This window comes from Streptomyces sp. NPDC088350, from assembly GCF_044753545.1.
In the GTDB taxonomy this organism is placed as follows: Bacteria; Actinomycetota; Actinomycetes; order Streptomycetales; family Streptomycetaceae; genus Streptomyces.
In genome coordinates this window covers 224,409-249,094 of sequence record NZ_JBIVNL010000004.1, presented here as the reverse complement: position 1 = coordinate 249,094, position 24,686 = coordinate 224,409, and the positions used below count along the sequence as shown (strand labels likewise).

22 protein-coding genes are annotated in these 24,686 nt (G+C 70.5%); 6 read left to right on the top strand and 16 right to left on the bottom strand.

Annotated elements, in window-relative coordinates; genetic code table 11:
• Window positions 1–95: 95 nt before the first annotated feature.
• Window positions 96–1,133 carry a hypothetical protein gene (locus ACIQBL_RS14965; protein ID WP_401941230.1) on the top strand — a complete coding sequence of 346 codons (1,038 nt, stop codon included), beginning with the start codon at window positions 96–98 and terminating at the stop codon, window positions 1,131–1,133.
• Window positions 1,134–1,205: 72 nt separating this feature from the next.
• Here the strand turns inward: ACIQBL_RS14965 and ACIQBL_RS14960 are convergent, their stop codons facing one another.
• The 9 genes from ACIQBL_RS14960 to ACIQBL_RS14920 all read right to left on the bottom strand — a co-directional run bounded on the left by ACIQBL_RS14960 (window position 1,206) and on the right by ACIQBL_RS14920 (window position 10,394).
• Entirely contained in the window at window positions 1,206–2,423 is a 1,218-nt protein-coding gene (locus tag ACIQBL_RS14960; protein WP_401942505.1) for a glycosyltransferase, read from the bottom strand.
• 282 nt (window positions 2,424–2,705) lie between these two features.
• Window positions 2,706–3,737: an aldo/keto reductase gene (locus ACIQBL_RS14955; RefSeq protein WP_401941228.1), complete on the bottom strand. Its 1,032-nt coding sequence runs from the start codon at window positions 3,735–3,737 to the stop codon at window positions 2,706–2,708.
• Between the two features lie 96 nt (window positions 3,738–3,833).
• Window positions 3,834–4,970 (bottom strand): serine hydrolase domain-containing protein, encoded by a 1,137-nt coding sequence (locus tag ACIQBL_RS14950; RefSeq protein ID WP_401941225.1) that lies wholly within the window; start codon window positions 4,968–4,970, stop codon window positions 3,834–3,836.
• Window positions 4,971–5,068: 98 nt separating this feature from the next.
• Entirely contained in the window at window positions 5,069–6,835 is a 1,767-nt protein-coding gene (locus ACIQBL_RS14945) for a TIGR03767 family metallophosphoesterase (protein WP_401941223.1), read from the bottom strand.
• A 252-nt stretch (window positions 6,836–7,087) separates the two neighbouring features.
• Window positions 7,088–7,972, bottom strand: coding sequence for a hypothetical protein (locus ACIQBL_RS14940; protein ID WP_401941221.1), 885 nt, complete (start codon window positions 7,970–7,972; stop codon window positions 7,088–7,090).
• Window positions 7,969–8,355, bottom strand: coding sequence for a hypothetical protein (locus tag ACIQBL_RS14935; RefSeq protein WP_401941218.1), 387 nt, complete (start codon window positions 8,353–8,355; stop codon window positions 7,969–7,971). The genes ACIQBL_RS14940 and ACIQBL_RS14935 overlap by 4 nt, the downstream gene beginning before the upstream one ends.
• Window positions 8,356–8,439: 84 nt before the next feature.
• Window positions 8,440–8,901, bottom strand: a complete 462-nt coding sequence (locus tag ACIQBL_RS14930) for an NUDIX hydrolase (RefSeq protein ID WP_401941215.1) — start codon at window positions 8,899–8,901, stop codon at window positions 8,440–8,442.
• Window positions 8,902–9,030: 129 nt separating this feature from the next.
• Window positions 9,031–9,921, bottom strand: a complete 891-nt coding sequence (locus ACIQBL_RS14925) for a pyridoxamine 5'-phosphate oxidase family protein (protein WP_401941212.1) — start codon at window positions 9,919–9,921, stop codon at window positions 9,031–9,033.
• Between the two features lie 23 nt (window positions 9,922–9,944).
• Entirely contained in the window at window positions 9,945–10,394 is a 450-nt protein-coding gene (locus ACIQBL_RS14920) for a VOC family protein (RefSeq protein ID WP_401941210.1), read from the bottom strand.
• A 114-nt stretch (window positions 10,395–10,508) separates the two neighbouring features.
• Here ACIQBL_RS14920 and ACIQBL_RS14915 point away from each other — a divergent pair, with 114 nt between their 5' ends.
• Both ACIQBL_RS14915 and ACIQBL_RS14910 read left to right on the top strand, forming a co-directional pair.
• A complete protein-coding gene (locus ACIQBL_RS14915; RefSeq protein WP_401942502.1) occupies window positions 10,509–11,057 on the top strand; it encodes a CGNR zinc finger domain-containing protein in 549 nt (182 codons plus the stop codon).
• 113 nt (window positions 11,058–11,170) lie between these two features.
• On the top strand, window positions 11,171–14,479 hold the full coding sequence (locus ACIQBL_RS14910) for a S8 family serine peptidase (protein WP_401941208.1): 3,309 nt from the start codon (window positions 11,171–11,173) through the stop codon (window positions 14,477–14,479).
• Between the two features lie 69 nt (window positions 14,480–14,548).
• Here ACIQBL_RS14910 and ACIQBL_RS14905 read toward each other — a convergent pair whose 3' ends face one another.
• Both ACIQBL_RS14905 and ACIQBL_RS14900 read right to left on the bottom strand, forming a co-directional pair.
• Entirely contained in the window at window positions 14,549–15,334 is a 786-nt protein-coding gene (locus ACIQBL_RS14905) for a hypothetical protein (RefSeq protein WP_401941206.1), read from the bottom strand.
• Window position 15,335: 1 nt separating this feature from the next.
• Entirely contained in the window at window positions 15,336–15,863 is a 528-nt protein-coding gene (locus ACIQBL_RS14900; RefSeq protein WP_401941203.1) for a sigma-70 family RNA polymerase sigma factor, read from the bottom strand.
• A gap of 313 nt (window positions 15,864–16,176) precedes the next feature.
• Here ACIQBL_RS14900 and ACIQBL_RS14895 point away from each other — a divergent pair, with 313 nt between their 5' ends.
• A complete protein-coding gene (locus tag ACIQBL_RS14895; RefSeq protein WP_401941201.1) occupies window positions 16,177–17,193 on the top strand; it encodes an aspartate-semialdehyde dehydrogenase in 1,017 nt (338 codons plus the stop codon).
• Window positions 17,194–17,266: 73 nt separating this feature from the next.
• Here the strand turns inward: ACIQBL_RS14895 and ACIQBL_RS14890 are convergent, their stop codons facing one another.
• The gene (locus ACIQBL_RS14890; protein ID WP_401941198.1) at window positions 17,267–17,761 is read right to left on the bottom strand and encodes a DUF1203 domain-containing protein; all 495 of its coding nucleotides are present in this window, start codon (window positions 17,759–17,761) and stop codon (window positions 17,267–17,269) included.
• A 112-nt stretch (window positions 17,762–17,873) separates the two neighbouring features.
• Between ACIQBL_RS14890 and pepN the strand changes: the two genes are divergently transcribed.
• On the top strand, window positions 17,874–20,447 hold the full coding sequence (gene pepN, locus ACIQBL_RS14885; protein WP_401941197.1) for an aminopeptidase N: 2,574 nt from the start codon (window positions 17,874–17,876) through the stop codon (window positions 20,445–20,447).
• 64 nt (window positions 20,448–20,511) lie between these two features.
• Here pepN and ACIQBL_RS14880 read toward each other — a convergent pair whose 3' ends face one another.
• The 3 genes from ACIQBL_RS14880 to ACIQBL_RS14870 form a co-directional block, all read right to left on the bottom strand.
• A complete protein-coding gene (locus ACIQBL_RS14880; protein ID WP_401941195.1) occupies window positions 20,512–21,285 on the bottom strand; it encodes an SDR family NAD(P)-dependent oxidoreductase in 774 nt (257 codons plus the stop codon).
• Between the two features lie 107 nt (window positions 21,286–21,392).
• Window positions 21,393–22,727 carry a sigma-70 family RNA polymerase sigma factor gene (locus ACIQBL_RS14875; protein ID WP_401941192.1) on the bottom strand — a complete coding sequence of 445 codons (1,335 nt, stop codon included), beginning with the start codon at window positions 22,725–22,727 and terminating at the stop codon, window positions 21,393–21,395.
• A 19-nt stretch (window positions 22,728–22,746) separates the two neighbouring features.
• The gene (locus ACIQBL_RS14870) at window positions 22,747–23,685 is read right to left on the bottom strand and encodes an EamA family transporter (RefSeq protein ID WP_401941189.1); all 939 of its coding nucleotides are present in this window, start codon (window positions 23,683–23,685) and stop codon (window positions 22,747–22,749) included.
• Window positions 23,686–23,791: 106 nt separating this feature from the next.
• Here ACIQBL_RS14870 and ACIQBL_RS14865 point away from each other — a divergent pair, with 106 nt between their 5' ends.
• Window positions 23,792–24,286 carry a MarR family winged helix-turn-helix transcriptional regulator gene (locus ACIQBL_RS14865; protein WP_401941186.1) on the top strand — a complete coding sequence of 165 codons (495 nt, stop codon included), beginning with the start codon at window positions 23,792–23,794 and terminating at the stop codon, window positions 24,284–24,286.
• Between the two features lie 77 nt (window positions 24,287–24,363).
• On the opposite strand, the gene ACIQBL_RS14860 is transcribed toward ACIQBL_RS14865, so the two are convergent.
• The gene (locus ACIQBL_RS14860; protein WP_401941185.1) at window positions 24,364–24,627 is read right to left on the bottom strand and encodes a hypothetical protein; all 264 of its coding nucleotides are present in this window, start codon (window positions 24,625–24,627) and stop codon (window positions 24,364–24,366) included.
• Window positions 24,628–24,686 lie beyond the last annotated feature (59 nt).

Genomic DNA, 24,686 nt, shown 5'->3' with positions numbered 1-24,686 from the left:
CCGAACGCCTGTCCTTTAGTACCGCCTTGTCCGGATTTGTCGACGGGCGTGTAACAGCGGTTAGGGAGCGGATCCGGCGCGGGAAACCCCGTTGCATGAACCACAACACCCCGCTCTCCCCCCGCCCCCTCAGCCACCTCTCCGAGGTGCACCGCCGGGTTCTGACGACGGCTCAGCTCCGTGCGCACGGCGTCCCGGCCGCCGAGGTGAACGAGCAGTGCCGTCCCGACGGCCCCTGGCAGCAGCTCCTCCCCGGCGTCGTCCTGCTGCACTCCGGCCCGCCCACCGGCGAGGAGCGGCTGCACGCGGTGCTGATGTACGCGGCACGGGAGCGGGCGACCGGGGTCCCGGTCCAGCCCGGCGCGGAGGAGCCGCACCGCCCGACGTACACGGAGACGATGGTCACGGGCCTGGCCGCGCTGGCCCTGCACGGCTTCACCTCGGCCCCGGCGCTCGCCGCCCTCGACCACATCGACGTCCTGGTCCCCCGGATGCGGCGGCTCCGCTCGACGGGCTGCGCCCGTATCGCCCGCACGTCGGCGCTTCCCACCCCGCAGCAGGTGAAGGGGGTCCCGGTCGCCCCGGTGCCGCGTGCCCTCGCGGACGCGGTGGCCGAGCTGTCGGACGCGAACGCGGTACGCCGGCTGCTCACCGAGGCGGTACGCGGCGGCCACTGCGAACCGGCCGCCGTGGTACGGGAGTTGAACAACGCCAAGCTGCTGAGCCGCCCGCACGTCGTGGACGCGGTGGACTCGCTGCTGGCCGAGGGCCGCGCGATCGCGGAGGACCGCCTCTACCGGATGGTGAGCGAGTACGGCCTCCCCGACCCGGTGTGGAACGTGGACCTGCGGCTGCCCGGCGGCCCGCACCTCGGCGGCCTGGACGCGTACTGGCCGGAGCAAGCGGTGGCGGTGGAGCTGGACACCCGCGCGCCCCGCCAGGACGAGGACGCGCTGTGGTCGGAGTACGCCCGCAAGCGCGAGCACCTGGAGCGGCTCGGCATCACGGTCGTCCACATCACCCCCAAAAAGCTCCGGGACGCGAGGGAGCAGCAGGCGGCGGTGGTCCGTACGGCGCTGATGGCGTCGGCGGACCGCGATCCCGCCGCGTATGTCGTGGTGCTGCCCCGGTAGTGACGGACCGGGGCGGCATCAGGAGGGGAGAGGAGGGGCCACCGGGGGTCGGTGGCCCCTCCTCATGTGTGTCTACAGGGGTTCGGGCAGGGGCGGAGGGGTCGCGGAGGTGGTCGTATGACTCGTGTGCAGGCCGTCGATGAGGGCGGCGTAGGAGGCGATCATGCGCGTACGGCTGAAGCGTTCGCGGCTGCGGGCGTGGGCCTGGGCGAACTCCGCGCGGCCGATGACCGCCTCGGTCCAGGCCGACGCGATGGCGTCCGGGTCGGGGGGCGTGACGATGCCGTGCCCGGCGACGATGGACGCGCTGTCGCCGACGTCGGTGGCGACGGGTACGGCCCCGCACATCATGCCCTCGATGAGGCACAGCGGCGCGGCCTCGCCGAAGGACGACGTCAGGGCGACGACGTCCGACCCGGCGTAGACGGTCTCCATGTCCCGCCGTACGCCGAGGAGATGGAGCCGGTCGGCGAGCCGGTGCCGGTCCGCCCCGAAGGCGTCGTCGATGTCGGCGGAGAGGGCGGGCTGGTTGTCGGCGGTCATGCCCGTGCCGCACATCAGGACGTGGCCGGCGGGTTCGCGTCGTAGCCATTCGTGGGCGGCGCGGAGGAAGAGCGGGATGTTCTTCATGGTGGCGTAGCGGGCGGCGAACACGACGACGGGGGCGGCATCCGGGATTCCGAGGGAGGCGCGCAGCGCGAGCCGCCGGGCGGGATCGGGGCGGAAGCGGAAGAGGTCGACGCCGTTGGGGATGACGTGCAGGACCTCGGGCGGGATGCCGGCGGCCTGGTAGGCGTCGCGGGTGGATTCCGCGCAGCAGACGCAGGCGACGACCTTGCCGTCGGCGATGGCGGCCTTCAGTTCGTCGAGGGCGGCGCCCTGGTGTTCGGGGTCCGAACGGTGCAGGCACACGACGACGGGGCGGCGGGGCAGACCCGCCTGGTTGAGCAGCGAGAGCGGCTGCTCCTTGAGCGACAGGACGACGTCGGCGTCCGCCAGGGCGCGGGCCGCGTCGGCCAGCTCGGGGCCGGTGAAGCCGTCGCTGACGGTGCCGTCCGGGTCCCGGTCGCCGCCGAAACTGCGGCCGAGGGTGGAGACGCCGACCCCGGCCGAGGTCAGTTGCTGGTAGCAGGCGTCGTTCTCCATGGCCTGCCGGGTTGCTTCTCGGTGCACCTCTCCGTGAATGCTCAGCACCGAATGATGCTGGCCGCCCTCCACCAGTCCCAGAACGACGTCGCTGTGGACGATTCGGGCTCCCCCGGAGAAGAAGCCTTCGTAGACCGACAGCACGTGCAGCTCGTGTCTAGCGCGCACACGACCACCCGCCTTGCGTATGAATCGAGCCATCCCCGTGAACAGCGGGTTAGCCGTTATGAGGCGGCACGGACATTTCGCATGAATGAACTGTGCGTCTCGTGTCTGGGTCCGGTTGGTTATCCCGGGGTCAATTGGTGCGGGGGCCTCCGGCGAGCCGGGCGCGAACCGTCTTGCCGATGTCGTCCCGCGGAAACCAATCAAGGAATGCGGAGAGACGCCTGGGCGGGCCCTTCGTCTCGGCACCGGCCCCGTTGGTCAGGCCGCCGCGCGCTCCCCGAACCCGCGCCTGCGCAGCACCGGCCGCTGGATCGCCGGCGGCTCGTAGGCCATGTCCAGCGTCCCCACGTCCGTGCCGGGCGGTACCAACGCGTCGATCTCGTCGAGGAGTTCGTCGGACAGGACGGTGTCCGCGCCGGCGAGCAGGTCGTCGAGGTGGGCCATCGTGCGGGGGCCGATGATCGCCGAGGTGACGCCGGGGTGGGTGATCGCGAAGGCCAGGGCCAGGTGGGTCAGCGGGAGGTCCGCCTTTTCGGCGAGGGTGACGAGGTGCTCGACCGCGTCCAGGCGGTGTTCGTCGGTGAGGTGTTTGAAGCCGAACGTGGAGCGGTGGGTGTCCGTCTGCCGAGCCTTGCGGTAGCGGCCGGTCAGGAGGCCGCCCGCGAGGGGGCTGTAGACCAGGGTGCCCATGCCGTAGCGCTCGCAGACCGGCAGCACCTCGCGTTCGATGCCCCGGTTGAGGATCGAGTACGTCGGCTGTTCCGTGCGGAAGCGGACCAGACCGCGCCGCTCCGCCACCCACTGCGCCTCGACGATCTCCGACGCGGGGAACGAGGACGTGCCGATCGCCCGGATCTTGCCCGCGCGCACCAGGTCCGTGAGGGCCGAGAGGGTTTCCTCCACGTCCGTCTCCGGCTCGGGGCGGTGGATCTGGAACAGGTCGACGTGGTCGGTGCCCAGGCGGCGCAGGGAGTCCTCCAGCGCGCGGACCAGCCAACGCCGGGAGTTTCCGCGCCGGTTGGGGTCGTCGCCCATCGGGAGGTGCGCCTTGGTCGCCAGTACGACGTTGTCGCGACGGCCGTCCTTCAGCGCCTTGCCGACGATCTCCTCGGACTCGCCGTGCGAGTAGAAGTCGGCGGTGTCGATGAAGTTGATGCCCGCGTCGAGCGCCTTGTGGATGATCCGGACGGAGTCGTCGTGGTCGGGGTTGCCGACGGCGCCGAACATCATCGCGCCCAGGCAGTAGGGGCTGACCTTGATGCCGGTGCGGCCCAGTGTGCGGTAGTGCATGGCTCTCCTAGAGGGAACACGATAAGCGGAACAAGGTTCCGGAACAGCATATGGAACCTTGTTCCGCTTACGCAAGCGAGCCCGCCCGCGGTGTCCCTACTTGCCGCAGAACTCCCCCACCACCACCGCCCCCGCGTCCCCGGACCAGTCCCCGTTGAAGTTGAACGCCAGCGCGTGGCGGCCGTCCGGCGTCGCCACCACCGCGGACTGGGAGCCGTGGATGCCGCCGTCGTGGCCCCAGAGATGGACGCCGCAGGGCAGGTGGATGTCGGAGATACCCAGGCCGTAGCGCGTGGTCGGGCTGTCGCCCGCCGGCACCGTCGTCTGCATCTCCTCGAGCTGCTTCGCCGGGAGGAGCTTTCCGCCCAGCAGCGCGCCGTAGAAGCGGTCCAGGTCGGCGGAGTCGGAGATGATCTCGCCCGCCGAGGAGGCGATGGACGGATTCAGTTTCGTGACGTCGTACGTCGGGCCCGTCGTCGTCTCCGCCAGCTTGCTGTAGGCGTGACTGCTCGGGCTCGGCACCGTCACCCCCGTGCCGGGGAGTGAAGTCGCCGTCAGTTTCAGGGGGTTGATGATGCGGTGGCGGATCTCCGTCGCGTACGAGTGGCCGGTGACCTTCTGGATGACCATGCCCGCCAGGACGTAGTTCGTGTTGGAGTAGTGCCACGACGTGCCCGGCGCGAAGTCCGGCTTGTGGGACATCGCGATCGCCACCAGGTCGGCCGGGGTCTTCGTGTCGTAACGGTGCTGGAAGAAGCCGTCCTTGGTGAAGTACGCGCGGCCGAAGTCGTCGTCCTGCGTGTAGTTGTAGATGCCGCTGGTGTGGTTCAGGAGCTGGCGGACCGTGATCTTGCCACCGTCGTTGCCGTTGCCGTGGACCGTGCCCGGCAGCCATTTCTCCACCGTGTCGTCGAGCGACAGGCGGCCCTCCGCCTCCAGCTGGAGCAGCACCGTCGACACGAATGCCTTGGTGATACTGCCCACCCGGTAGCGGTCATCGGCCGAACGCGGCTTGCCGGTGCGGAGGTTGCCCACACCGGCTGTCGTCGACCAGGTGGTGCCGCCGTCCCGCACAGTGGCCGTCACACCGGGTACGCCGTCCTGCACGGCTGCCTGGATCGCCTGCCGGGTCGCCGTGTGGTTCCCTCCGGCGGGCGCCGCCGTCGCGGGACCCGCCAGCGCCACCGACAGCGCCACCGCCGTCGCACCCATCACTACCGCTCGAACTGCCATGTCTTCCCCCTTCGTTGAGCCCTGTTCGGCTCGGTCGAGGGGAGGGACACAGGGGTCCGATACGAAGGTTGCTCCGGTGTACGCCAGTTGAGTGAGTTTCAGCCCTTCTTGAGGATCAACTCGGTGTTGCGGTCCTTCGCGTCGCCGCCCAGCACCGTGCTGGAGCCCGGCGCGTTGTAGGACAGTTCGCGGTAGAGGGCCGCGAGGCCGGTCTGGGTGAGGTCGGAGAAGTCGGTGCGGTGCGGAGCCGCGGACTCGATCAGCGTGGTGAAGACGGACAGCGTGCCGTCCTTGTTGTCCACCAGCTCGATGACGCGGGCGAGTTGGGGATGGTCGACGTGCGAGGCGGTGGAGATCTCCCAGAAGCTGCGGCCGTCGGGCGCCGAGTGCGGGGTGATGACGTTGCGGTGGATGTGGCCGTTCACCCAGGCCAGCACGTTCGGGTGGCTGCCGAGGAGCGCGACGACCGCCGAACCGTCGTAGCGGCGCTCGCTGGGGTGCGCCGGGTCGGGGCGGGTGTTGTCCATCGTCTTGCTGGTGTGGTGGCTGAAGATCACCGCGTACGAGTCCTTGTTGTCGCGGAGTGTCTTGTCGAGCCACCTCAACTGCGTTGCCCCGATGGACCCTTCGTAGTGGCCGCCCGCGTCCGTGGTGTCCAGGCTGATGCCGATCACGTCGTCGGCGATGCGGAACGCGTAGTACTGGGTGCCCGCGTCGACGTTCGCGGAGGAGTAGCCGTGGCCGACCGGGCCGAGGCCCTGGTAGGCCGGGTCGAGGTGGGCCTTGAGGTACTCGGCCTGGGTGTACGGGGCGCGGTTCTCGTCCGGGGTGACCGAGCGCATCGAGCGGGCGTGGGCCTTGAGGAAGTCGGCGTATCCGACGCCCTTGGGGTCCTTGACCTGCCTGATCGAGTCCCGGAGCTTCTTCGCCTCGGACGCCGACACGCTCATCAACTTCTTGCCGCCGACGGCGAGTTCGGTGAGGTAGGTGTCACCGTGCGAGCCGTAGCAGCCGAGCGGGAGCGCGTCGTGGTTGCCGACCGTGGAGTACCAGGGCAGGTTGAGGCCGGGGCTGCGGACCTCGCGGATCGCGGCGGCCAGGAAGCCGTGCAGGTGCGGGAAGCCGAGCTGCTTGTCGCCGTCGCGGAGCGCGGAGTCGGGCTGCCAGTACAGCTTGAGGCCGCTGTTCTGGACGCCCTCGTAGTGGCGCGGGTCACCGGTGTTGGGGGTGAACCGGCCGCCGCTCATGGTCTTCATGAACCATTCCAGCTCGGACTTGGCGTTGTTGTCCGTGTTGTCGCCGGTGGTCATGACGAAGTGCAGCGGGGAGCCGGTGACCGGGGCGCCGCGCAGCGCGTTGACCCGCTCGACCAGCGAGATCCCGCCCTGCACGGTCAGCGCCTCCTGCGGGCGCCAGGTGTTCACAGCGGTCGAGCGGAAGTACTCCAGGCGCAACGGGTGCTGGGTGTCGGCCAGGTGCAGGTCGGTGAACTGCACGAACGACGCGAGTGCCGTACGGCGGCCCGCGCGCCCGGACTTGGCGGCGGCGAGGTCGGCGCGCACGACGCGCTTCCAGCCGGCGCCGTCGCCGAGGCGGCGGTAACCGGAGCTGGTGCGCGGGGTGGCGACCGTCGCGAGGGTGGTGCCCTTGGTGTACGGGGCGAGGGGTGCGGCCGGTGCCACGCGGGAGTGCGCCACGGGCGCCTCGGCGGCGGCGGTGGTCGCGTCGGCGGTGGCGGCCTGGCTGTCGGTGGGCCGTAGGGCGTAACCGACGCCTGCGGAGACGGACACGGCCGCGGTGGCGGCGAGGACGGTACGGCGGTTGACCCCCAGCGCGGAGCTGGCGACAGAGCGTGTGCGCGACATGGCGCGATCTCCCCGAGTACGAACTGCGTCGGCAGTGGTCGCGAGGGTTCGCGGCGACCGGTTTTCGATCGCGGTCGCGAACTTCCCGCTCGTACTGGATGCTTGGCATCGGGGATGACCTGCACGTAAACAAGACGGCAACGCGTAGCGCCGATCACCGTACGTGGATCTTGCGACACCCTGTGCGTTCGCGAACGCTCTTCGCATGGCCGGGGAGCGGCTACGTTGCGTTCATCTCCCGGGGTAGTGAACCTAGTTCCCGGGGGACGAGGGCGGCGACGTCGTCTGCGGCGGAGCGATCACCGTGAAGCTCGCTCTGACCGTCTCATAGGTCTTGAGCGCCTGCGTTTCGATGTCCGGTCGGTACCAGGTGTTGATCTGGTACGTCCTCCCATTCGCCTGGAATCCGAGGAGCACTGCGTGCCAGGGGACGCCCTTGAGTGTGAAGGTGTATTCCCAGAGGACGGCGGGCCAGCCCTCGAACACCGCCTCTTCCAGGCGGATCTTCCGGTAGCCCTGGCCTTGGTGGGCGTTTTTCTCCGAGGCTTTCCAGGTCGCCACCAGGTCGCCACGCGCGAGGGAGGCTTTCGCCACGATTTCCTGGTCGCCGCTCGGGGAGGTGTAGTGCACCTCTGCGCCCGTCTTCATGTCACGCCGCCAGCCCTTGGGCGGAACCCAGGCGTAGTCGTCGGTCTCCACACGCGCGCTCGCCGGCGGACTCTGCCGTGGAGTCGTCCCGATGTAGATGGGCGTCGTCACCGACTCCTGCGCCGTGTGGTGCACCGACAGACCGATGACCGTGCCGACGACGCAAAGGACCGCAGCGAGAGCCCAACTGCCGACGCCCCAGCCCCTCTTGCGGGCAACGGCCGGCACGCTCCCGGTCTCGATGGTCGTGTCGAGCGTGTAGTGGACGGTGGACGTCGGCGGCTCCCGCTCCTCTTCCACCGCCGCCCGCTCCGCCCGCCCCTCCACCTCGCCCGGCGCCGGCCCCGGAGCCGGGATGTCCAGCAGAGACGCGAGGTACCGGCGCCACAGCGGACCGTCCCTCCGTCTCCCCCGTTCGATCAACTCGTCCAGTGACTCGACATTGGCGTCCGTCAGCGAAGCCCAGTAGCGCTGCGCGAGCCTGCTCACGACTCGAGTACCTCCGCCCCACCCGGGTCGGCCGGAGCCGGCTGCTCTCCCCCGATCACCGCCTGGAGGGTCCGCGCGCTGCCGAGCTGTCGCAGCAGCGCCGGCGCCGACGCGCCCACGGCGACGGCCGCCAGCGCTCCGGTGAGCTGTGGGGAGAAGATCCAGCCGGCCCCGGCGCCCAGCGACAGCCGGGTGAGGGCGGCCAGTGCGTCGGAGGCCGGGTCGATGTACTCGTCGAGTCGCGGCAGTTCCTCACGTGGCTTGTTCCGCGACAGCACCCGGTGGCGGGCCGCCTGCCACGCCGCGATGCGGCCGTAGAAGACGACGATCTCCACGACCAGGCCGCCGAGTGCGCCGTATGTGATGGACGTCGTCCACTGCATGGCCGTCCCCCTCGGCACTGTTCGGTCGACTCAGCATTCCAGAACGGGGATTGATCCGGCAGGTGGATGACATAGAACGCTTTGTCAGTCTTCGGCGGCCGTCGTTGCACGGCCGGTGGTCGGCCGCTCCCGCCACAGCTTCAGCGCCACGTCGATCAGCCCGACCCTGGTGAGGCCGGGTACGTCGTCCAGCGGGTGCCAGGCGGCCATGTCGGTGGAGCCGCCGATCTCGTGGCGCAGCTCGCCGCCGACGATCCGGCCCTCGTACACGAGCCGGAGGCCGTGTTGGTCCACCTTGCGGCGGTAGCTCCATGGAATGACGTGGTGGATCGAGTCCATGCCGAGGAAACCGGTGACCTCGATGTGGTAGCCGGTCTCCTCCTCCAGTTCCCTGACCACTGTGTCGTTGGGGTGCTCGCCGTGGTCCATGCCGCCGCCGGGGAGGACCCACTCGTGTCCTCCGCGGTCGGCGGGCGATCGGGCTAGCAGGAGTTGGCCGTCCTGGACGCAGACGGCGTAGGCGGCGACCCTCAGCTTTTTGCGCATCCGGAGACGTTAGGTGCTCTGTTGGAAGTGCCGCAATGTGGATTTTTTCGGCTGTCGCGCCGTTGTGGCTGGTCGCGCCCACGCGGCGGAGCCGCATATCGATACAGCCCCGCGCCCCTGGAGGGGCGCTCAACTCGCCGGGGTCGGATTGGCAGGTGAGTATTCGGGGGCGGACCAGCGCAGCGGGATCGCTGCGGCACTCTCGATGACCTCGTCGAGGGTGAAACGCACCCTGCGCTCCCCGTCCTCCCCGAACTCCGTCCTTGCCTCGCCGGTGAGTTGGAGGGTCGTGCCCGTGTTCCAGTCCAGGAAGAGGAGGCCCGCGCGGGGGTCGGTGAGGAGGTTGCCCAGGCTCAGGAACATGGCGTTGCCGGCGTAGTCCGGCCAGGTCAGTTCGTGGGGTGACATCGCCTGTACGAAGCCGGGGTTGCCGCCCCGGTGGCTGGCGCCGGCGCCGTGCTCGTGGACGGTGGCGAGGAAGAAGGTGTCGGCCGCCGCGATGAACTCGGTCTGTGCCGTGGTCAGTTCGGCGCCGCGCCGGGGCCGCGCGGGTTCGCGGTCGGCGACTGTCTCGTAGGACTCCCTCCGCTGGATGTATTTCGGGCAGTTGGAGAACACCCGCTCCGCCTCGATCGCGAACCCCCGTGCCGTGGACCGGAGTCGGCCGTCGACACGCATACGGCGGCGGGTGCGGGGGTCGAGGGCGATCGTGCCGACCGGCAGGTCCCGTGCCCCGGCGAGGGCCGGGGTCAGGGGGTCGGCCGGGCGGGTGCCGTCGGTGACCGAGATCTGGTGCGGGCCCGTCGCCCGTACGAAACCGGGTGCGCCGGTGAGCGGTGACGCCCACACCCTGTCCGTCGCCGGGTCGGCGGCGCCCAGGATCAGGAGCGGCTGGAGTTCGAGGAAGGCGGCGGCCACGGGTTTGATGCCCTGGCCGATGATCCGGCCGACGTGATCGGCGACGTCACGCACTCCCACCCGGTCCTGCACGGTCCGCGAGCCCGTGTGGTAGGTCTCCATGGCCGCCCCTGTGGCCTCCACGGCTAGAAGAAACCGCAGGTCGGGGCCTGGTCGTGGGGGGCCGGGGCGCTCTCCGCGCCGCTCGGCACCGAGATCTCCAGGCGGGTGCCGTCCGGGTCGTGGAAGAAGACGCCGCCCGAGGCCGCGCCCTCGCGGTGGGCGACCACACCCTCGTACGCGAAGTCGGCGCCGTAGGCCTTGAGTGCCTCCTCGTACCGCTGGACCTGCTCGATCGAGTCGGCCGCGAACGCCAGGTGGTGCAGGCCGGCGCGGTCGCCGCCGTACGGCCCCCGCGCCTGCTGCCAGAGGGTGAGGACGGGGTGGTCGCCGCCGTCGCCCAGGAACGCGTATCGGCGGTCGTCGTCCTCTTTGCCCTCGGTGAGGACCGTGAAGCCGAGGACATCGCGGTAGAAGGCGAGCGAGCGGTCGAGGTCGGTGACGTTCAGGCCGACGTGGCCGGCGTGCAGGGTCATGAAAAGCCCTCCTCTGGTCTAACCGTTGGGAGTGACGTTAACGGTTACACCGGAGAGGGTCAACCGGTCACGTACTCTTGAGCGGTTAGATCAGAAGGGAGCTTCTCGATGCCCATGTCCGCCACCACCGACCCCCGCCCGCTCGTCGGCGAGCCGCTCGCCCTCGACCTGCTCAACACGCGGTGGATGCGGGACGGGTCCGTGCAGGATCTGCTCTCCAGCCCCCGCGGGCTCGCCGTATGGCTCGGCTCGGCCGGGCTCGGCGAGCGGTTCGAGGCCAATCCGATCACCCTGCTGCACACCAAGATCGCGCGCGACGCGCTCCACGCGGTGGTGGACGGTTCACTCGCACAGGGCGCGGAGGACCTCGACCTCGTCCTCGACCAGGGCCGGATCAGGGCCACCGTCACCGCCGAGGGCCCCGGTGAGATCCCCGAGTTCGAGGACCCCAGGTGGGGCCCCGGCTGGCTCGCCGCCCGCAACTACCTGGAGCTGCTCTCCACCGCCCCCGACCGCATCCGCCGCTGCGCCCACGACGCGTGCATCCTGCACTTCCTCGACACGTCGAGGAACGGCACCCGGCGCTGGTGCTCCATGGCGTCCTGCGGAAACCGCGCGAAGGCGTCCCGCCACTACGCGCGCGCGAACCCCCGGAACGCATAGGGGGTTTTCCCCATACGTCCATATCGATTCGGTCAACACTTCCCAAACAACCGTCCCTTGGGTAAAGCTGTGCGCTCGTCCGGCACTGGATTCTTCACCTACAAGGGATGCCGATGACCCTCAACCCCAAGAGACGTGTGGCCCGCATATCCGTGGCCGCCGGTCTCGTCGCCGCGCTCTCCGCGGCCGGGCCGATACCCATGGCCTTCTCCGCCGACACGCCGTCCGGCACCGCGCCCACCGACGGCACCGTCAAGTCCGCCGCCGCCAAGCTCGGTTCGGACGACGCCGATCTGCTCGCCGCCGCCAAGGCCGACGGCGACAAGAACGTCACGATGATGATCGCCACCGCGCCGGGCCGGACCGAGCAGGTCGCCCAGCAGCTGGACGCGGTCAAGGGCGGCTCCGTGGGCCGCACCTACGACAAGCTCGGCTACGTCCGCGCCACCGTCCCGACCGGCAGGGCGGACTCGGCGATCGCCGCCGCCGCGAAGCTGTCCTCCGTGCACGCCATCGACCTGCGGCAGGAGATCGCGCTCGACGACCCGACGCCGAGCGCGGACACCGCGAGCGGCGCCAAGAGCGCGTCCACCGCGACCACTTACTCCGGGCCGGACAAGAACACCCCCGCCGAGAACCCGTACAACCCGTCCTTCGAGACGGGCGCCGTCGACTTCGTGAAGAAGAACCCGAAGGCGGACGGCCGCGGCATCACGATCGGCATCCTCGACTCCGGCGTCGACCTCGGCCACCCGGCGCTGCAGAAGACCACCACCGGCGAGCGCAAGATCGTCGACTGGGTCACCGCGACCGACCCGATCGTCGACAACGACCAGACCTGGCGCCCGATGGTGACGGCCGTGTCCGGGCCCACCTTCACCTACGGCGGCCTGACGTGGACGGCGCCGACGGGGTCGTACGAGATCAGCACGTTCAAGGAGTCGTACACCACCGGCGGCGACGCGGCGGGCGACGCGAACCGGGACGGTGACACCACCGACTCGTGGGGCGTGCTCTACGACCCGGCGGCCGGCACCGTGACGGTCGACCTGAACAACAACCACGACTTCGGCGACGACACGCCGATGAAGCCGTACAAGGACGGGTACCAGATCGGCTACTTCGGTACCGACAACCCGGCGACGGACGTCGTCGAGCGGCAGCCGTTCGTCGTGCAGATCCGCAAGGACGTCCCGATGGACCCGTACGGCGGGTCCTGGGTCGGCAAGACGGCCGACTTCGTCAACATCGGCGTCATCGAGTCCGAGCACGGCACGCACGTCGCCGGCATCACCGCCGCGAACGGCCTGTTCGGCGGGAAGATGAACGGCGAGGCCCCCGGCGCGAAGATCGTCTCCTCGCGCGCCTGCACCTGGACCGGCGGCTGCACCAACGTGGCGCTCACCGAGGGCATGATCGACCTCGTCGTCAACCGCGGTGTCGACATCGTCAACATGTCGATCGGCGGTCTTCCCGCGCTGAACGACGGCAGCGGCGCGCGCAACGAGCTGTACACACGGCTCATCGACACCTACGGCGTGCAGCTGGTGATCTCGGCCGGCAACTCCGGCCCGGGCGCCAACACCATCGGCGACCCCGGTCTCGCCGACAAGGTGATCTCCGTCGGCGCCTCGATCTCGAAGCAGACCTGGGCCGCCAACTACGGCTCGCAGGTGGAGAAGAAGTACCAGCTGCTGCCGTTCTCCTCGCGCGGTCCGCGTGAGGACGGCGGCTTCACGCCGACGCTCGTCGCGCCCGGCGCCGCGATCAACACCACCCAGACCTGGCTCCCGGGCGCCCCGGTCGCCGAGGCGGGCTACTCGCTGCCGGCCGGCTACTCGATGCTCCAGGGCACCTCGATGGCCTCCCCGCAGGCCGCGGGCGCCTCGGCGCTGCTGCTGAGCGCCGCCAAGCAGAAGGGCATCGCCCTCACCCCGGCCACCCTGCGCACGGCCCTGACCTCGACCGCCGATCACATCAAAGGTCTTCAGGCGTACGAGGAGGGCGCGGGCCTCATCGACATCGTGGACGCGTGGAAGTCCATCCGCGGCGGCGCCACCGCCCACGAGCCCGTGCCTCATGACTACGCCGTCAAGGCGCCCGTCGACACCGCGCTCGCCTCCGCGCTGAAGACCCCGGGCTTCGGCACCGGCCTGTACGACCGCGAGGGCGGCCTCAAGGCCGGCGCGAAGAAGACGTACGACGTCGTCATCACGCGAACCTCCGGTGCGGACAAGGCCGTTCGGCACAAGCTGCACTTCGCGAACAACGCCGGTGACACCTTCCGGATCGTCGGCCCGGACGAGGTCAGGCTCCCGCTGAACCAGCCGGTGACCGTCAAGGTGCAGGCGGCGCCGAGGAGTTCGGGCATCAAGAGCGCGATCCTGGAGGTCGACGACCCGAAGACCGAAGGCGTCGACAAGCAGATCATGACGACGGTCGTCGTCTCGACGCCGGTCAAGTACACCTATTCCACGTCGACTTCGGTGCAGCGCAACAGCTCGCAGTCGTACTTCCTGACCGTCCCCGAGGGCGCCAAGTCCCTTGAGGTCGCGATCGGCGGGCTGAAGGACAAGAGCCAGACGCGGTTCCTCTCCATCCACCCGTACGGCGTCTCGGTCGAGAACAACGGCACCCCGTACTGCTACAACAACTACCTCGACGGCAACGGCTGCAAGCCCGACGTGCGGTCGTACACCGACCCGCAGGCCGGCGTGTGGGAGATCGAGGTCGAGGCGCGTCGCACCTCGCCGTACCTCGACAACCCGTACCAGCTGGACGCCACCGTCCTCGGCGCGGCCTTCGACCCGGAGACCGTGACCGTGCCCGAGGCCAAGGTCGGTACGCCGACCACCGCCTCGTGGAAGGTGACCAACAACTACGCGGCCCTCACCGGCACGTTGAAGGGCGGCCCGCTCGGTTCCTCGCTGACCGCGCGGCCCACCATCACCGAGGGCGTCACCCAGACCACCACGGTCGACGTCCCCGCCGGCGCCACCGCCCTGAACGTCTCCATCGGCAACGTCTCGGACACGGCGGCGGACCTGGACCTGACGGTGAAGAACGCCGCCGGTACGGTCGTCGGCCAGTCCGCCGACGGCGACTCGGAGGAGGCGGTCTCCATCGCCAACCCGGCCGCCGGTACCTACACCGTCGAGGTCGCCGGCTACTCGGTGCCGTCCGGCTCGACCGCGTACGACTACCTGGACCTGTTCTACTCGTCCGCGCTCGGCACGGTCACCGTCGACGGCTCGACGCCGGTCAAGCTCGCCACGGGCGCCTCGGCGACCGTCTCCGGCAGCGTCACCGCCCTGGCCCCCGCTCCGGCGGGCCGTGAGTTCTTCGGCCAGGTCCAACTGGTCAACGCCCACGGCACGGTCGCGGGCCTGGGCAGCGTGAAGATCGAGAAGGTCACGTCGTAGCACCACCTATGACAGTCGTAGCACCACGTACGACAACCGGGGCGGGCGTCCGTGCGGGCGCCCGCCCTTTCACGGTTTGTCGGTCGGTTCCTCGGCCGGGCAGGTGGTGGTGCGGGAGCCGGGCAGGGCCTTGAGGATCCAGGCCCGGTTCGCGGCGACACGGTCGTCGCCCACGGCCCACGTGCTCGCGTTCCGCGCGTCCCGCCCGACCTCGACCAGCACGTGCTGGCCCGCGCGCGGCTTCGGGTCCGCCCCGCCGTCGAGCAGGAAGGACACCTGGGAGGGGCCCTTGGCGGGCTTGTAGGAGCGGATCACGCTCAGCACGATCCGGGTCCAGGGATCGTCCGTCCGCGTCTCCACCCGGGCCACCGTGCCCTCGACGACGAGCCGGTCGCAGGCCAGCGCCAGCTCGGGGTCGGACGGCACCCCCCCGGCACCGGACATCTTGTCCGGGGCCTGGGCACTGGACTTGGACCCGGAGTCGGCGTTGCTGCCCGACGCGGAGACCTCGCCGTTGTGCGCGGCCAGCCAGGCGATCCCGGTGATCATCGTGGCGACGACCGCCATCGCGAACGTGCCGTAGGCGAGGGCGCGCAGGGCAGGCCGACGCCGGCGGGCGGGGCGGGGCGCGCGCACGGGCTTCGGAGCGGGTCGCGGTTCCGGTTCCGGTTCCGGTTCGGAGAGCGCCTCCCCGATGATCCCCAACTGCTCCCTCAACAGCGCCAGATCGGCCGTGGCGACCCGGTGTTCGGTCATGAACGCGGCGTCCGCGCGGGCCGCCTCCGGCAGCGGCTCGTCCGTGATCGCGGCCATCAGCGCGTCCACGCCGTCGTATTCAGTGCGCTCCGCGGCCACGTCACACCACCTCGTCCTCGTGCAGGCGGTCGCGCAGGGCGCGGACCGCGGAGTGCAGCCGGCTCTTGACCGTGCCTTCCGGGATGCCGAGTTCCTCGGCGATCCCGCGCACCGGCAGATCGGCGAAGAACCGCAGGACGAGGACCTGACGCTGCTGGTCGGGCAGCTCGTCCAGCCCCCGGGCCACCGCCAGGGACAGGACGCTCGTGTCCTCGCCGGAGGGGTGCTCCAGCTGGCGCAGGGAGGCCAGCCGCTCCCCCACCCGTTCCTGACGGCGTTTGGCCCGGTGCCAGTCCATGGCGAAGTTCGAGGCGACGACCGCCGCCCACGCCGAGACGTCGCGCGGCGCCTCGTCGCCCTTCGCCGCCCGCTCCAGCAGCCGCAGCCTTACCTGCTGGACGCCGTCCGGCAGATCCGTCTGCGGCACCCCACCGAGCGCGAGCACCGCCCGCACCCGCCGTTCCTGGGCCGCGTCCAGGGGATCGTCCGCCCCCTCGGCGCGCCGGGCCCTTCTGCGCAGCACAGCCACCCCTCCCCTCCCCCGCGTTTTCCCTACGACGCGGGGAAGGGCCGAAACGTTCGCACCGGTGCGGAGGATTTTTCCGGAACGGCGGCCGGAGTGATGGATCACACCGCCGGGCCGGACGGCTTGCGGCCCCGGGCGGGTGAGGGGCGGATTTCTTCGCAGCGCGCGGAGCCCTCGCAGGAGGATCGGGACGGGCTGGGCCGGTCCCCGTGTCCCACTCCTCGGGCCGGGCGGCGAAAGGATTGGACACACCGGCACGGGTGAGACGCATCATGGAAACGCCGGACCACGTAAAACGCACGCAAAGGGAGTCGCCGTGAAGGTCGGAATCGTCGGAGCCACCGGTCAGGTCGGCACGGTCATGCGCAGGATTCTCGTGGAGCGGAACTTTCCGGTCACCGAGCTGCGCCTGTTCGCCTCGGCCCGTTCGGCGGGGACGGTCCTCGACGGTGTGACGGTGGAGGACGCGGCGACGGCCGACTACTCCGGGCTCGACATCGTGCTGTTCTCCGCGGGCGGCGCGACCTCGAAGGCGCTGGCCGAGAAGGTCGCCTCCCAGGGCGCGGTCGTCATCGACAACTCGTCCGCCTGGCGCAAGGACCCCGACGTACCGCTGGTCGTCTCCGAGGTGAACCCGCACGCCATCGCGGACCGCCCCAAGGGCATCATCGCCAACCCGAACTGCACGACGATGGCCGCGATGCCGGTCCTGAAGCCGCTGCACGCGGAGGCTGGCCTGGAGGCGCTGGTCGTCGCCACGTACCAGGCGGTGTCCGGTTCCGGGGTGGCCGGTGTGGCCGAGCTGCACGGGCAGGCGCTGAAGGTCGTCGCCGACGCGGACAAGCTCGCGCACGACGGCGGCGCGGTCGACTTCCCCGAGCCGCAGGTCTACAAGCGGCCCATCGCCTTCAACGTGCTCCCCCTCGCCGGCTCGATCGTCGACGACGGCCTGAACGAGACCGACGAGGAGCAGAAGCTCCGCAACGAGTCCCGCAAGATCCTGGAGATCCCGGAACTGAAGGTCTCGGGCACCTGCGTCCGCGTCCCGGTCTTCTCGGGCCACTCCCTCCAGGTCAACGCCCGTTTCGCCCGCCCCATCTCGGTCGAGCGCGCCACGGAGCTCCTCGGCGGCGCCCCGGGCGTGGCCCTCTCCGACATCCCGACCCCCCTCCAGGCGGCCGGCCAGGACCCGTCCTACGTCGGCCGTATCCGCGCCGACGAGACGGTCGAGCACGGGCTCGCCCTGTTCATCTCCAACGACAACCTCCGCAAGGGTGCCGCGTTGAACGCGGTGCAGATCGCGGAGCTGGTGGCGGCGGAGCTCCGGGGCTGACGCGGCCTTCCTCGCCCCCGCCGCCCCTACCCGTCCCATCCCCAGGGGGCTCCGCCCCCTGGACCCCCGCTCCTCAAACGCCGGAGGGGCTGATTTCGGGTCGCTGTACCTCGTAGAAGAAGCAGCCGTACTCCACCGCCCGGACGTGGACGAGAACCACGGACGGGTCGGTGAAGGCCCGGCGGAAGGCATCGTCGTCCAGGGCGTCGACCAGTTCGCCGCCGAGGATGTGGCCCTCGGCGGAGTAGCGGCGGATCACCCGGTGGGCGTCCGCGAACGGGTACCCGGAGCCGGCCGCAGGCCCCCCGCACTCCTCCGCGTGGACGAACACCGGCCCCACCTCGTCATACGCCCCCGGCTCCACCCCCGTTTCCGCCGCCCAGCGCCGCAGCGGGGCGTACGAGACCAGGGCGATCCGCTCACCCGGCTCGCTGCGGCGCAGGCAGCAGCGGAGCGGAGCGCCGCCCTCCTCGTCGCGCACGGGAACCATTCGGGCTCCCGCATCGTCAGCAGAGCGCAGCTCCTTCAGGACCGTGGGCCCGATGGGTCGTGCCGTGTACGTCGTCATGACTCCAGGCTCCCGCTCGTCCGTCCCGCTCACCGGCGGGATACGGACATCGCGCTCCGCGCAGGTCCCGTGGAAGGATGGCGCAACCCACACATAACGAGGAGATGACCGCGTGCCTGGCACAAACCTGACTCGCGAAGAGGCGCAGCAGCGGGCGACCCTGCTCACCGTTGACTCGTACGAGATCGATCTCGACCTCTCCGGCGCGCAGGAGGGCGGGACCTACAGGTCCGCGACCACGGTGCGCTTCGACGTGGCCGAAGGCGGTGCCGAGTCCTTCATCGACCTGGTGGCCCCGACGGTCCACGAGGTGACGCTGAACGGCGACCCGCTCGACCCCGACGAGGTCTTCAAGGACTCGCGGATCGCGCTGGCCGGGCTGTTGGCGGGACCGAACGTCCTGCGCGTGGTCGCGGACTGCGCTTACACCAACACCGGTGAGGGGCTTCACCGGTTCGTCGACCCCGTCGACCAACAGGCCTATCTGTACACCCAGTTCGAGGTGCCGGACGCGCGCCGCGTGTTCGCGAGCTTCGAGCAGCCCGATCTGAAGGCCACCTTCCAGTTCACCGTGAAGGCGCCGACGGGCTGGACCGTCATCTCCAACTCCCCGACGCCCGAACCCCGGGACGACACCTGGGTGTTCGAGCCGACGCCCCGCCTCTCGACGTACATCACCGCGCTGATCGTCGGCCCGTACCACTCCGTGCACAGCGTGTACGAGAAGGACGGGCAGAGCGTCCCGCTCGGCATCTACTGCCGGCCGTCGCTCGCCGAGTTCCTGGACTCGGACGCGATCTTCGAGGTGACGCGGCAGGGCTTCGACTGGTTCCAGGAGAAGTTCGCCTACCAGTACCCCTTCAAGAAGTACGACCAGCTGTTCGTCCCGGAGTTCAACGCGGGCGCGATGGAGAACGCGGGCGCGGTGACCATCCGCGACCAGTACGTGTTCCGGTCGAAGGTGACCGACGCCGCCTACGAGGTGCGCGCGGAGACCATCCTGCACGAGCTGGCCCACATGTGGTTCGGCGACCTCGTCACCATGGAGTGGTGGAACGACCTGTGGCTGAACGAGTCGTTCGCCACCTACACCTCCATCGCCTGCCAGGCGTACTCGCCCGATTCGCGCTGGCCGCACTCGTGGACCACGTTCGCCAACTCGATGAAGACCTGGGCGTACCGGCAGGACCAACTGCCGTCCACGCACCCGATCATGGCCGAGATCCGCGACCTGGACGACGTCCTGGTCAACTTCGACGGCATCACGTACGCCAAGGGCGCGAGCGTGCTCAAGCAGCTCGTCGCGTATGTCGGCATGGACGAGTTCTTCGCGGGCGTGCAGGCGTACTTCAAGCGTCACGCGTACGGCAACACCCGTCTGTCCGACCTGCTGGGCGCGCTGGAGGAGACCTCCGGCCGTGACCTGGGCGCCTGGTCGGAGAAGTGGCTGCAGACCGCCGGCATCAACATTCTGCGCCCGGAGATCGAGACGGACGCGGACGGTGTCATCACCGCCTTCGCGATCCGCCAGGAGGCCCCGGCCCTGCCCGCGGGCGCCAAGGGCGAGCCGACGCTTCGCCCGCACCGGATCGCGGTCGGCCTGTACGAACTCGACGACGAGACCGGCAAGTTGGTGCGTGACGAGCGCGTCGAGCTGGACGTGGACGGCGAGTTGACGGACGTACCGCAGCTGGTCGGCAAGCGCCGCCCGGACGTGGTGCTGCTCAACGACGACGACCTGTCGTACGCGAAGGTCCGCCTGGACGAGCAGTCGCTGGCCTTCGTCACCGAGCACTTGGGCGACTTCGCATCCTCCCTCCCCCGCGCCCTGTGCTGGGCCTCGGCCTGGGACATGACCCGGGACGCGGAACTCGCCACCCGCGACTACCTGTCCCTCGTCCTGTCGGGCATCGGCAAGGAGTCGGACATCGGTGTCGTGCAGTCGCTCCAGCGGCAGGTGAAGCTGGCGATCGAGCTGTACGCCGACCCGGCCGCCCGCGAGGCGCTGCTGACCCGCTGGACGGACGCCACGCTGGCGCATCTGCGCTCCGCCGAGGCGGGCAGCGACCAACAGCTGGCGTGGGCCCGCGCGTTCGCGTCCACGGCCCGCACGCCGGAGCAACTCGACCTGCTGGACGCCCTGTTGGAGGGCACCCAGACGATCGAGGGCCTGGCCGTCGACACCGAACTGCGCTGGGCCTTCGTCGAACGCCTCGCGTCCGCGGGCCGGTTCGACGAGACGGAGATCGCCGGCGAGTACGAGCGGGACAAGACGGCCGCCGGTGAGCGCCACGCGGCGACCGCCCGTGCCGCCCGCCCGACCGAGGAGGCGAAGGCGGAGGCCTGGGCGCAGGTCGTCGAGTCCGACAAGCTCCCCAACGCCCTTCAGGAAGCGGTGATCTCGGGCTTCGTCCAGACCGACCAGCGCGACCTGCTGGCGCCGTACACGGAGAAGTACTTCGAGGCGGTCAAGGAGGTCTGGGACTCCCGTTCGCACGAGATCGCCCAGCAGATCGCGGTCGGCCTCTACCCGTCGGTCCAGGTCTCCCAGGACACCCTGGACCGCACGGAAACCTGGCTGACGGCCGCCGAGCCCAACGCGGCCCTGCGCCGCCTGGTCTCGGAGTCCCGGTCCGGTGTGGAGCGCGCACTGAAGGCCCAGGCGGCGGACGCGGCTGCGTCGTAATCGGTTCTGCTACGGCTGTGAGGGGCGCCCGGCGATCCGCCGGGCGCCCCTCCGCATGTGCTGCTCAGCCCGGGAACATCCCGCCGGTGACGTTGACGAACGTGCCGGTGATGCTCGCCGCGTGGTCCGAGGCGAGGAACACGGCGGTCGCGGTGATCTCGGCGAGGGTGGGGTTGCGGCGGGTCATCCGCAGGCTCGACAGATGGTCGAGGATGCCCTGGATCGCCGCCTCGTTGAGGTCGGGGTTGACCTTGCCGAGCTTCTCGATGGTGAGCGTCTCGGGGATGCCGGCGGCCCACAGTCCTACGGCGCGCACCCCGCGCGGGCCCAGTTCCATCGCCAGGTTGCGCACGAGGCTGTCGGTCGCCGCGTCGGCGGGACCGGTGCCGCCCATCATCGGACTGCCGTGCGCGGAACCGCTGTTGAGGGTGAGGACGACACCGCTGCCCCGCTCGGCCATCCGGCGGGCGGCGGCGCGGGCGGTGATGAAGTTGGCGCGGACGCCGTTGAGGACGGGCCGCAGGAAGTCGTCGACGGGCATGTCGGTCATCGGCAGCCCCTGCACGTCGCCGCGCGAGACGAGGTTGAAGGACACGTCCACGTCCCCGACACGGGCGAGGTGTTCCGTCACGGCCGTCTCGTCGAGCGCGTCGACGACGGCCACCTCGGCGTCCTTGATACCGATGTCCTGGATGTGGGTGGCCACCGCCTCCAGCGTCTCCCGGGTGCGTCCCACGAGGTGGACACGGGCTCCCTCGGCGGCGAAGGCGCGGGCGACCGCACCGCCGATCGAGCCTCCGGCGCCGTAGATGACCGCGGTCTTGTCGGTGAGCAGCATGGTGATCTCCTTGCGGGTCGTGACGTACGGGGCGTGATGTACGTGTCGTTCGTGTCGGCCATACAGACGCACACGGAGCCCACCACTCATCGGTCACGGCTCCTCGGTCACAGCCGCAGCGGCAGTCCGAAGGCCGGGAACAGGTGCGGTTCGAAGGACGTGATCTCGACGATCCGGTCGTCGGCGCCGAAGCGGAGCACGTCGAGGACCTGGGCGCGGTAGACGGTCGTACCGGGCCGTCGGACATACCCTCCGGCCGCGAGCTGCCCGTTGGCGCGGGCGGGGAGATGACGCCAATGACCGAGGAACATGGGCGAGTTGGCATCGAGGCTGACGCTGAGGAATTCGAGCAACGCGTCGCGGCCGGTGAACCAGAACGGGTTCGGCGGCATCGTGAGGGTGACGTCCTCGCTGAGCAGGGCGGCGACCTCGGACAGGTCGAGGCGTTCGGCGGCGGCCATGTACCGCTTGACCAGGGTGCGTTGGTGCTCGGTGGGCCCGTCGGCCGTCCAGTCCGCACGCCGGCCGGGCAGCCGGTCGCGCAGGGTGGGGCGGGCGCGTTGCAGCGCGCTGTTGACCGAGGCCACGGTCATGTCGAGGGCCTCGCCGGTCTCCACGGCGGTCAGCCCGAGCACGTCCCGCAGCACCAGCACCGCGCGCTGGCGCGGCGGGAGATGCTGGACGGCGGCCAGGAAGACCAGTTCGAGGGTCTCGCGGGAGACCGCGGCGGCCTCCGGCTGCTGCTCGGCGGAGGGCAACTCGTCGTCGGGGTAGGGCTGCAGCCAGGTGATACGGGCGGGTGGCTCCCCGCCGCCGTGGTTCATGCCGGGCAGCGGTTCGTAGCGCTGGGGGCGTCGGGCCGTACGGCGCTGGAAGTCCAGGCAGGCGTTGGTCGCGATGCGGTACAGCCAGGTACGGGCACCGGCCCGCCCCTCGAAGGTGTCCCGGGCCCGCCAGGCCCGCAGGAACGTCTCCTGCACCAGGTCCTCGGCGTCGTCGTACGAGCCGGTCATGCGGTAGCAGTGGACCTGGATCTCGCGGCGGTGGGACTCGACGAGGGCGGCGAAGTCACCCTCGTCGAGGGGGACTTCGGCGACGGCGCGGACTTCGTCCGTAACGGCGGTGACTTCCGTAACGGGTGCGTGAGTGACGGATTCCTGAGCGCTGTCCCGCGCCGTACGCGCCACCCGTCTGAGCCGTGCGACGGACGAGGACAGTTCCGTCACGCCGGAGTAGAAGACGGAAGGCGGCTGCGGCACCAGCTCCTCCACCTGCCGGCCGATCTCCTTGATCAGCCCGTCGACACCGGCCCCGGCGCTCCCCTGCCGGTCCCGGTAGGCCTTCTGCCGGCAGGCGGCGGAGCAGTACACGGACCGGCGTCCGGTCCGCCCCGCCCGTGCGGTGAGCGGCTTGCCACAACTGGGGCAGGATTCCTCGGCCACGGGCGCCTCCGGCGTTGCGTCACGAGCGTTGCGCTACGGGTGTCGCGTCACGGCATTCCGTCACGGCTTCCCCGTGTGACGCTACCGCCCGAACGCGAACAGGAGACGTACGCGCCCCGATCTGCCCGAACACCGTCGCCCCGAACGCCACCGCCATCCCCGCCATCTGCACCGGCGTGAGCGCCTGCCCGAGCGCCGCCCAGCCGACGACGGCCGCGGTCAGCGGGGAGAGCGGGCCGAGGAAGGTCACCTGCGTGGCCGAGAGCCGGCCGATGCCGCGGAACCAGAGCCAGTACGCGATCGCCGTGTTCGCCAGCGCGAGGTACAGGTAACCGCCGACCGCCCGCCCGTCCAGCGCGGGCGGCGCCCCCTCGACCAGGAAGGCGACCGGCGCGATCAGCAGCCCGCCCGCGGTGAGCTGCCAGCCGGTGAGGGCGAGCGGGCCGACGCCGTCGGGGCCGCCCCACCGCTTGGTCAGCACGGTGCCGGTGGACATGGAGGCGGTGGAGGCGAGGGCCGCGAGGACGCCGACGGGGTCGAGCGCCCCGGCCGCCTTCAGTACGACGAGACTCACGCCGAAGGCCGCGACGGCACCGGTGAGCACGCTCCGGGCCGTCGGCCGCTGCCCCAGCAGGACCGCCGAGAGGCCCACGACGATCAGCGGCCCGACCGAGCCGACGACCGCCGCCATGCCGCCGGGGAGCCGGTACGCGGACAGGAACAGCAGCGGGAAGAAGGCGCCGATGTTCAGCGCGCCGAGCACCGCCGCCTTCCACCACCAGGCACCGCGCGGCAGCACGCGGGCCAGCGCGAGGAGCACGAGACCGGCGGGGAGGGCGCGCATCAGGCCGGTGAAGAGGGGGCGGTCGGGCGGGAGGAACTGGGTGGTGACGGCGTAGGTGGTGCCCCAGGAGACGGGGGCGAGGGCGGTGAGGACGATGGTGGTGGAGCGGTTCATGCCATCTCCTTCATAAGTAACTTGCCGCTAATTAGCTTAGCTGCAAGCAACTTACTGTCAAGCCGCTTTCTTGCGGGCGACCTACCGACCGGCGGATACTCACCCCATGAACGACAAGGACCCCGTCGACGCGATCGTCGAGCAGTGGGCGGCGGTGCGGCCCGACCTCGACACCGCCGCGATGGAGGTCTTCGGGCGGATCTTCCGGCTCTCCCGGGCCATGGGCGACCGCATGGAGAAGGCGTACGCGCCGCACGGCATCTCGCGCGGCGAGTTCGACGTCCTCGCGACCCTGCGCCGGGCCGGCGAGCCGTACGCCCTCTCGCCGCGCGAGCTCTCCGCGACGCTGATGCTCACCACCGGCGGCATGACCGGCCGCCTCGACAAACTGGAACGGGCCGGCCTGCTCCGCCGCTCCCCCGACCCGCACGACCGCCGGGGCCTCCAAGTCACCCTGGCCGAGAAGGGGTTGGCATTGATCGACGAGGCGGTCGGCTCCGGGCTCGCCACCCAGACGGCGGCCCTGTCCGGCCTCGACGCCGAGCAGGCGGGCCAACTGGCCGACCTGCTGCGGAGGTTGCTGGCCTCGACCGAGCGGTAGCGCGTCCCGCGAGAACGCACGAAGGGCGCCCGCCTCACCGCTGTGGGTGAGGCGGGCGCCCTCCGGAAAAGGTGGGGTCAGGCCTTCGTGCCGGTGGTGGCCTTGGCCTTCGGCGCGCGGTCCTTGGACTTGTCCAGCGCCATGACGAGGCCCGCGATGATCGAGAACAGCGCGAGCGGGATCAGGACATAGAGCCCCAGCGTCTGGGCGACGCTCAGGCCGGAACCCGGGTCGTCACCGTCGTCGCGGGTGAGCGCGAGCGCGGGGGACGTCATGAGCAGCATCATCAGCGTCGTACCGGCAGCCAGGGCACCGGCGCGCAGGGCGTTCTTCTTGTCCACACAGCAAAAGTAGCGAACGCCCGAACGAGCCGCGCGCCCGGGGGTGCCGTATGGGGCGC

What these genes read in the sequence shown, in the direction of transcription:
- ACIQBL_RS14910 (WP_401941208.1), top strand. Translation starts at nt 11,171, where the DNA reads ATGACCCTCAACCCCAAGAGACGTGTGGCCCGCATATCCGTGGCCGCC.
- ACIQBL_RS14925 (WP_401941212.1), bottom strand. Translation starts at nt 9,921, where the DNA reads ATGGAGACCTACCACACGGGCTCGCGGACCGTGCAGGACCGGGTGGGA.
- ACIQBL_RS14870 (WP_401941189.1), bottom strand. Translation starts at nt 23,685, where the DNA reads ATGAACCGCTCCACCACCATCGTCCTCACCGCCCTCGCCCCCGTCTCC.
- ACIQBL_RS14955 (WP_401941228.1), bottom strand. Translation starts at nt 3,737, where the DNA reads ATGCACTACCGCACACTGGGCCGCACCGGCATCAAGGTCAGCCCCTAC.
- ACIQBL_RS14945 (WP_401941223.1), bottom strand. Translation starts at nt 6,835, where the DNA reads ATGTCGCGCACACGCTCTGTCGCCAGCTCCGCGCTGGGGGTCAACCGC.
- ACIQBL_RS14965 (WP_401941230.1), top strand. Translation starts at nt 96, where the DNA reads ATGAACCACAACACCCCGCTCTCCCCCCGCCCCCTCAGCCACCTCTCC.
- ACIQBL_RS14915 (WP_401942502.1), top strand. Translation starts at nt 10,509, where the DNA reads ATGTCCGCCACCACCGACCCCCGCCCGCTCGTCGGCGAGCCGCTCGCC.
- ACIQBL_RS14890 (WP_401941198.1), bottom strand. Translation starts at nt 17,761, where the DNA reads ATGACGACGTACACGGCACGACCCATCGGGCCCACGGTCCTGAAGGAG.
- ACIQBL_RS14880 (WP_401941195.1), bottom strand. Translation starts at nt 21,285, where the DNA reads ATGCTGCTCACCGACAAGACCGCGGTCATCTACGGCGCCGGAGGCTCG.
- ACIQBL_RS14920 (WP_401941210.1), bottom strand. Translation starts at nt 10,394, where the DNA reads ATGACCCTGCACGCCGGCCACGTCGGCCTGAACGTCACCGACCTCGAC.
- ACIQBL_RS14865 (WP_401941186.1), top strand. Translation starts at nt 23,792, where the DNA reads ATGAACGACAAGGACCCCGTCGACGCGATCGTCGAGCAGTGGGCGGCG.
- ACIQBL_RS14930 (WP_401941215.1), bottom strand. Translation starts at nt 8,901, where the DNA reads ATGCGCAAAAAGCTGAGGGTCGCCGCCTACGCCGTCTGCGTCCAGGAC.
- ACIQBL_RS14950 (WP_401941225.1), bottom strand. Translation starts at nt 4,970, where the DNA reads ATGGCAGTTCGAGCGGTAGTGATGGGTGCGACGGCGGTGGCGCTGTCG.
- ACIQBL_RS14935 (WP_401941218.1), bottom strand. Translation starts at nt 8,355, where the DNA reads ATGCAGTGGACGACGTCCATCACATACGGCGCACTCGGCGGCCTGGTC.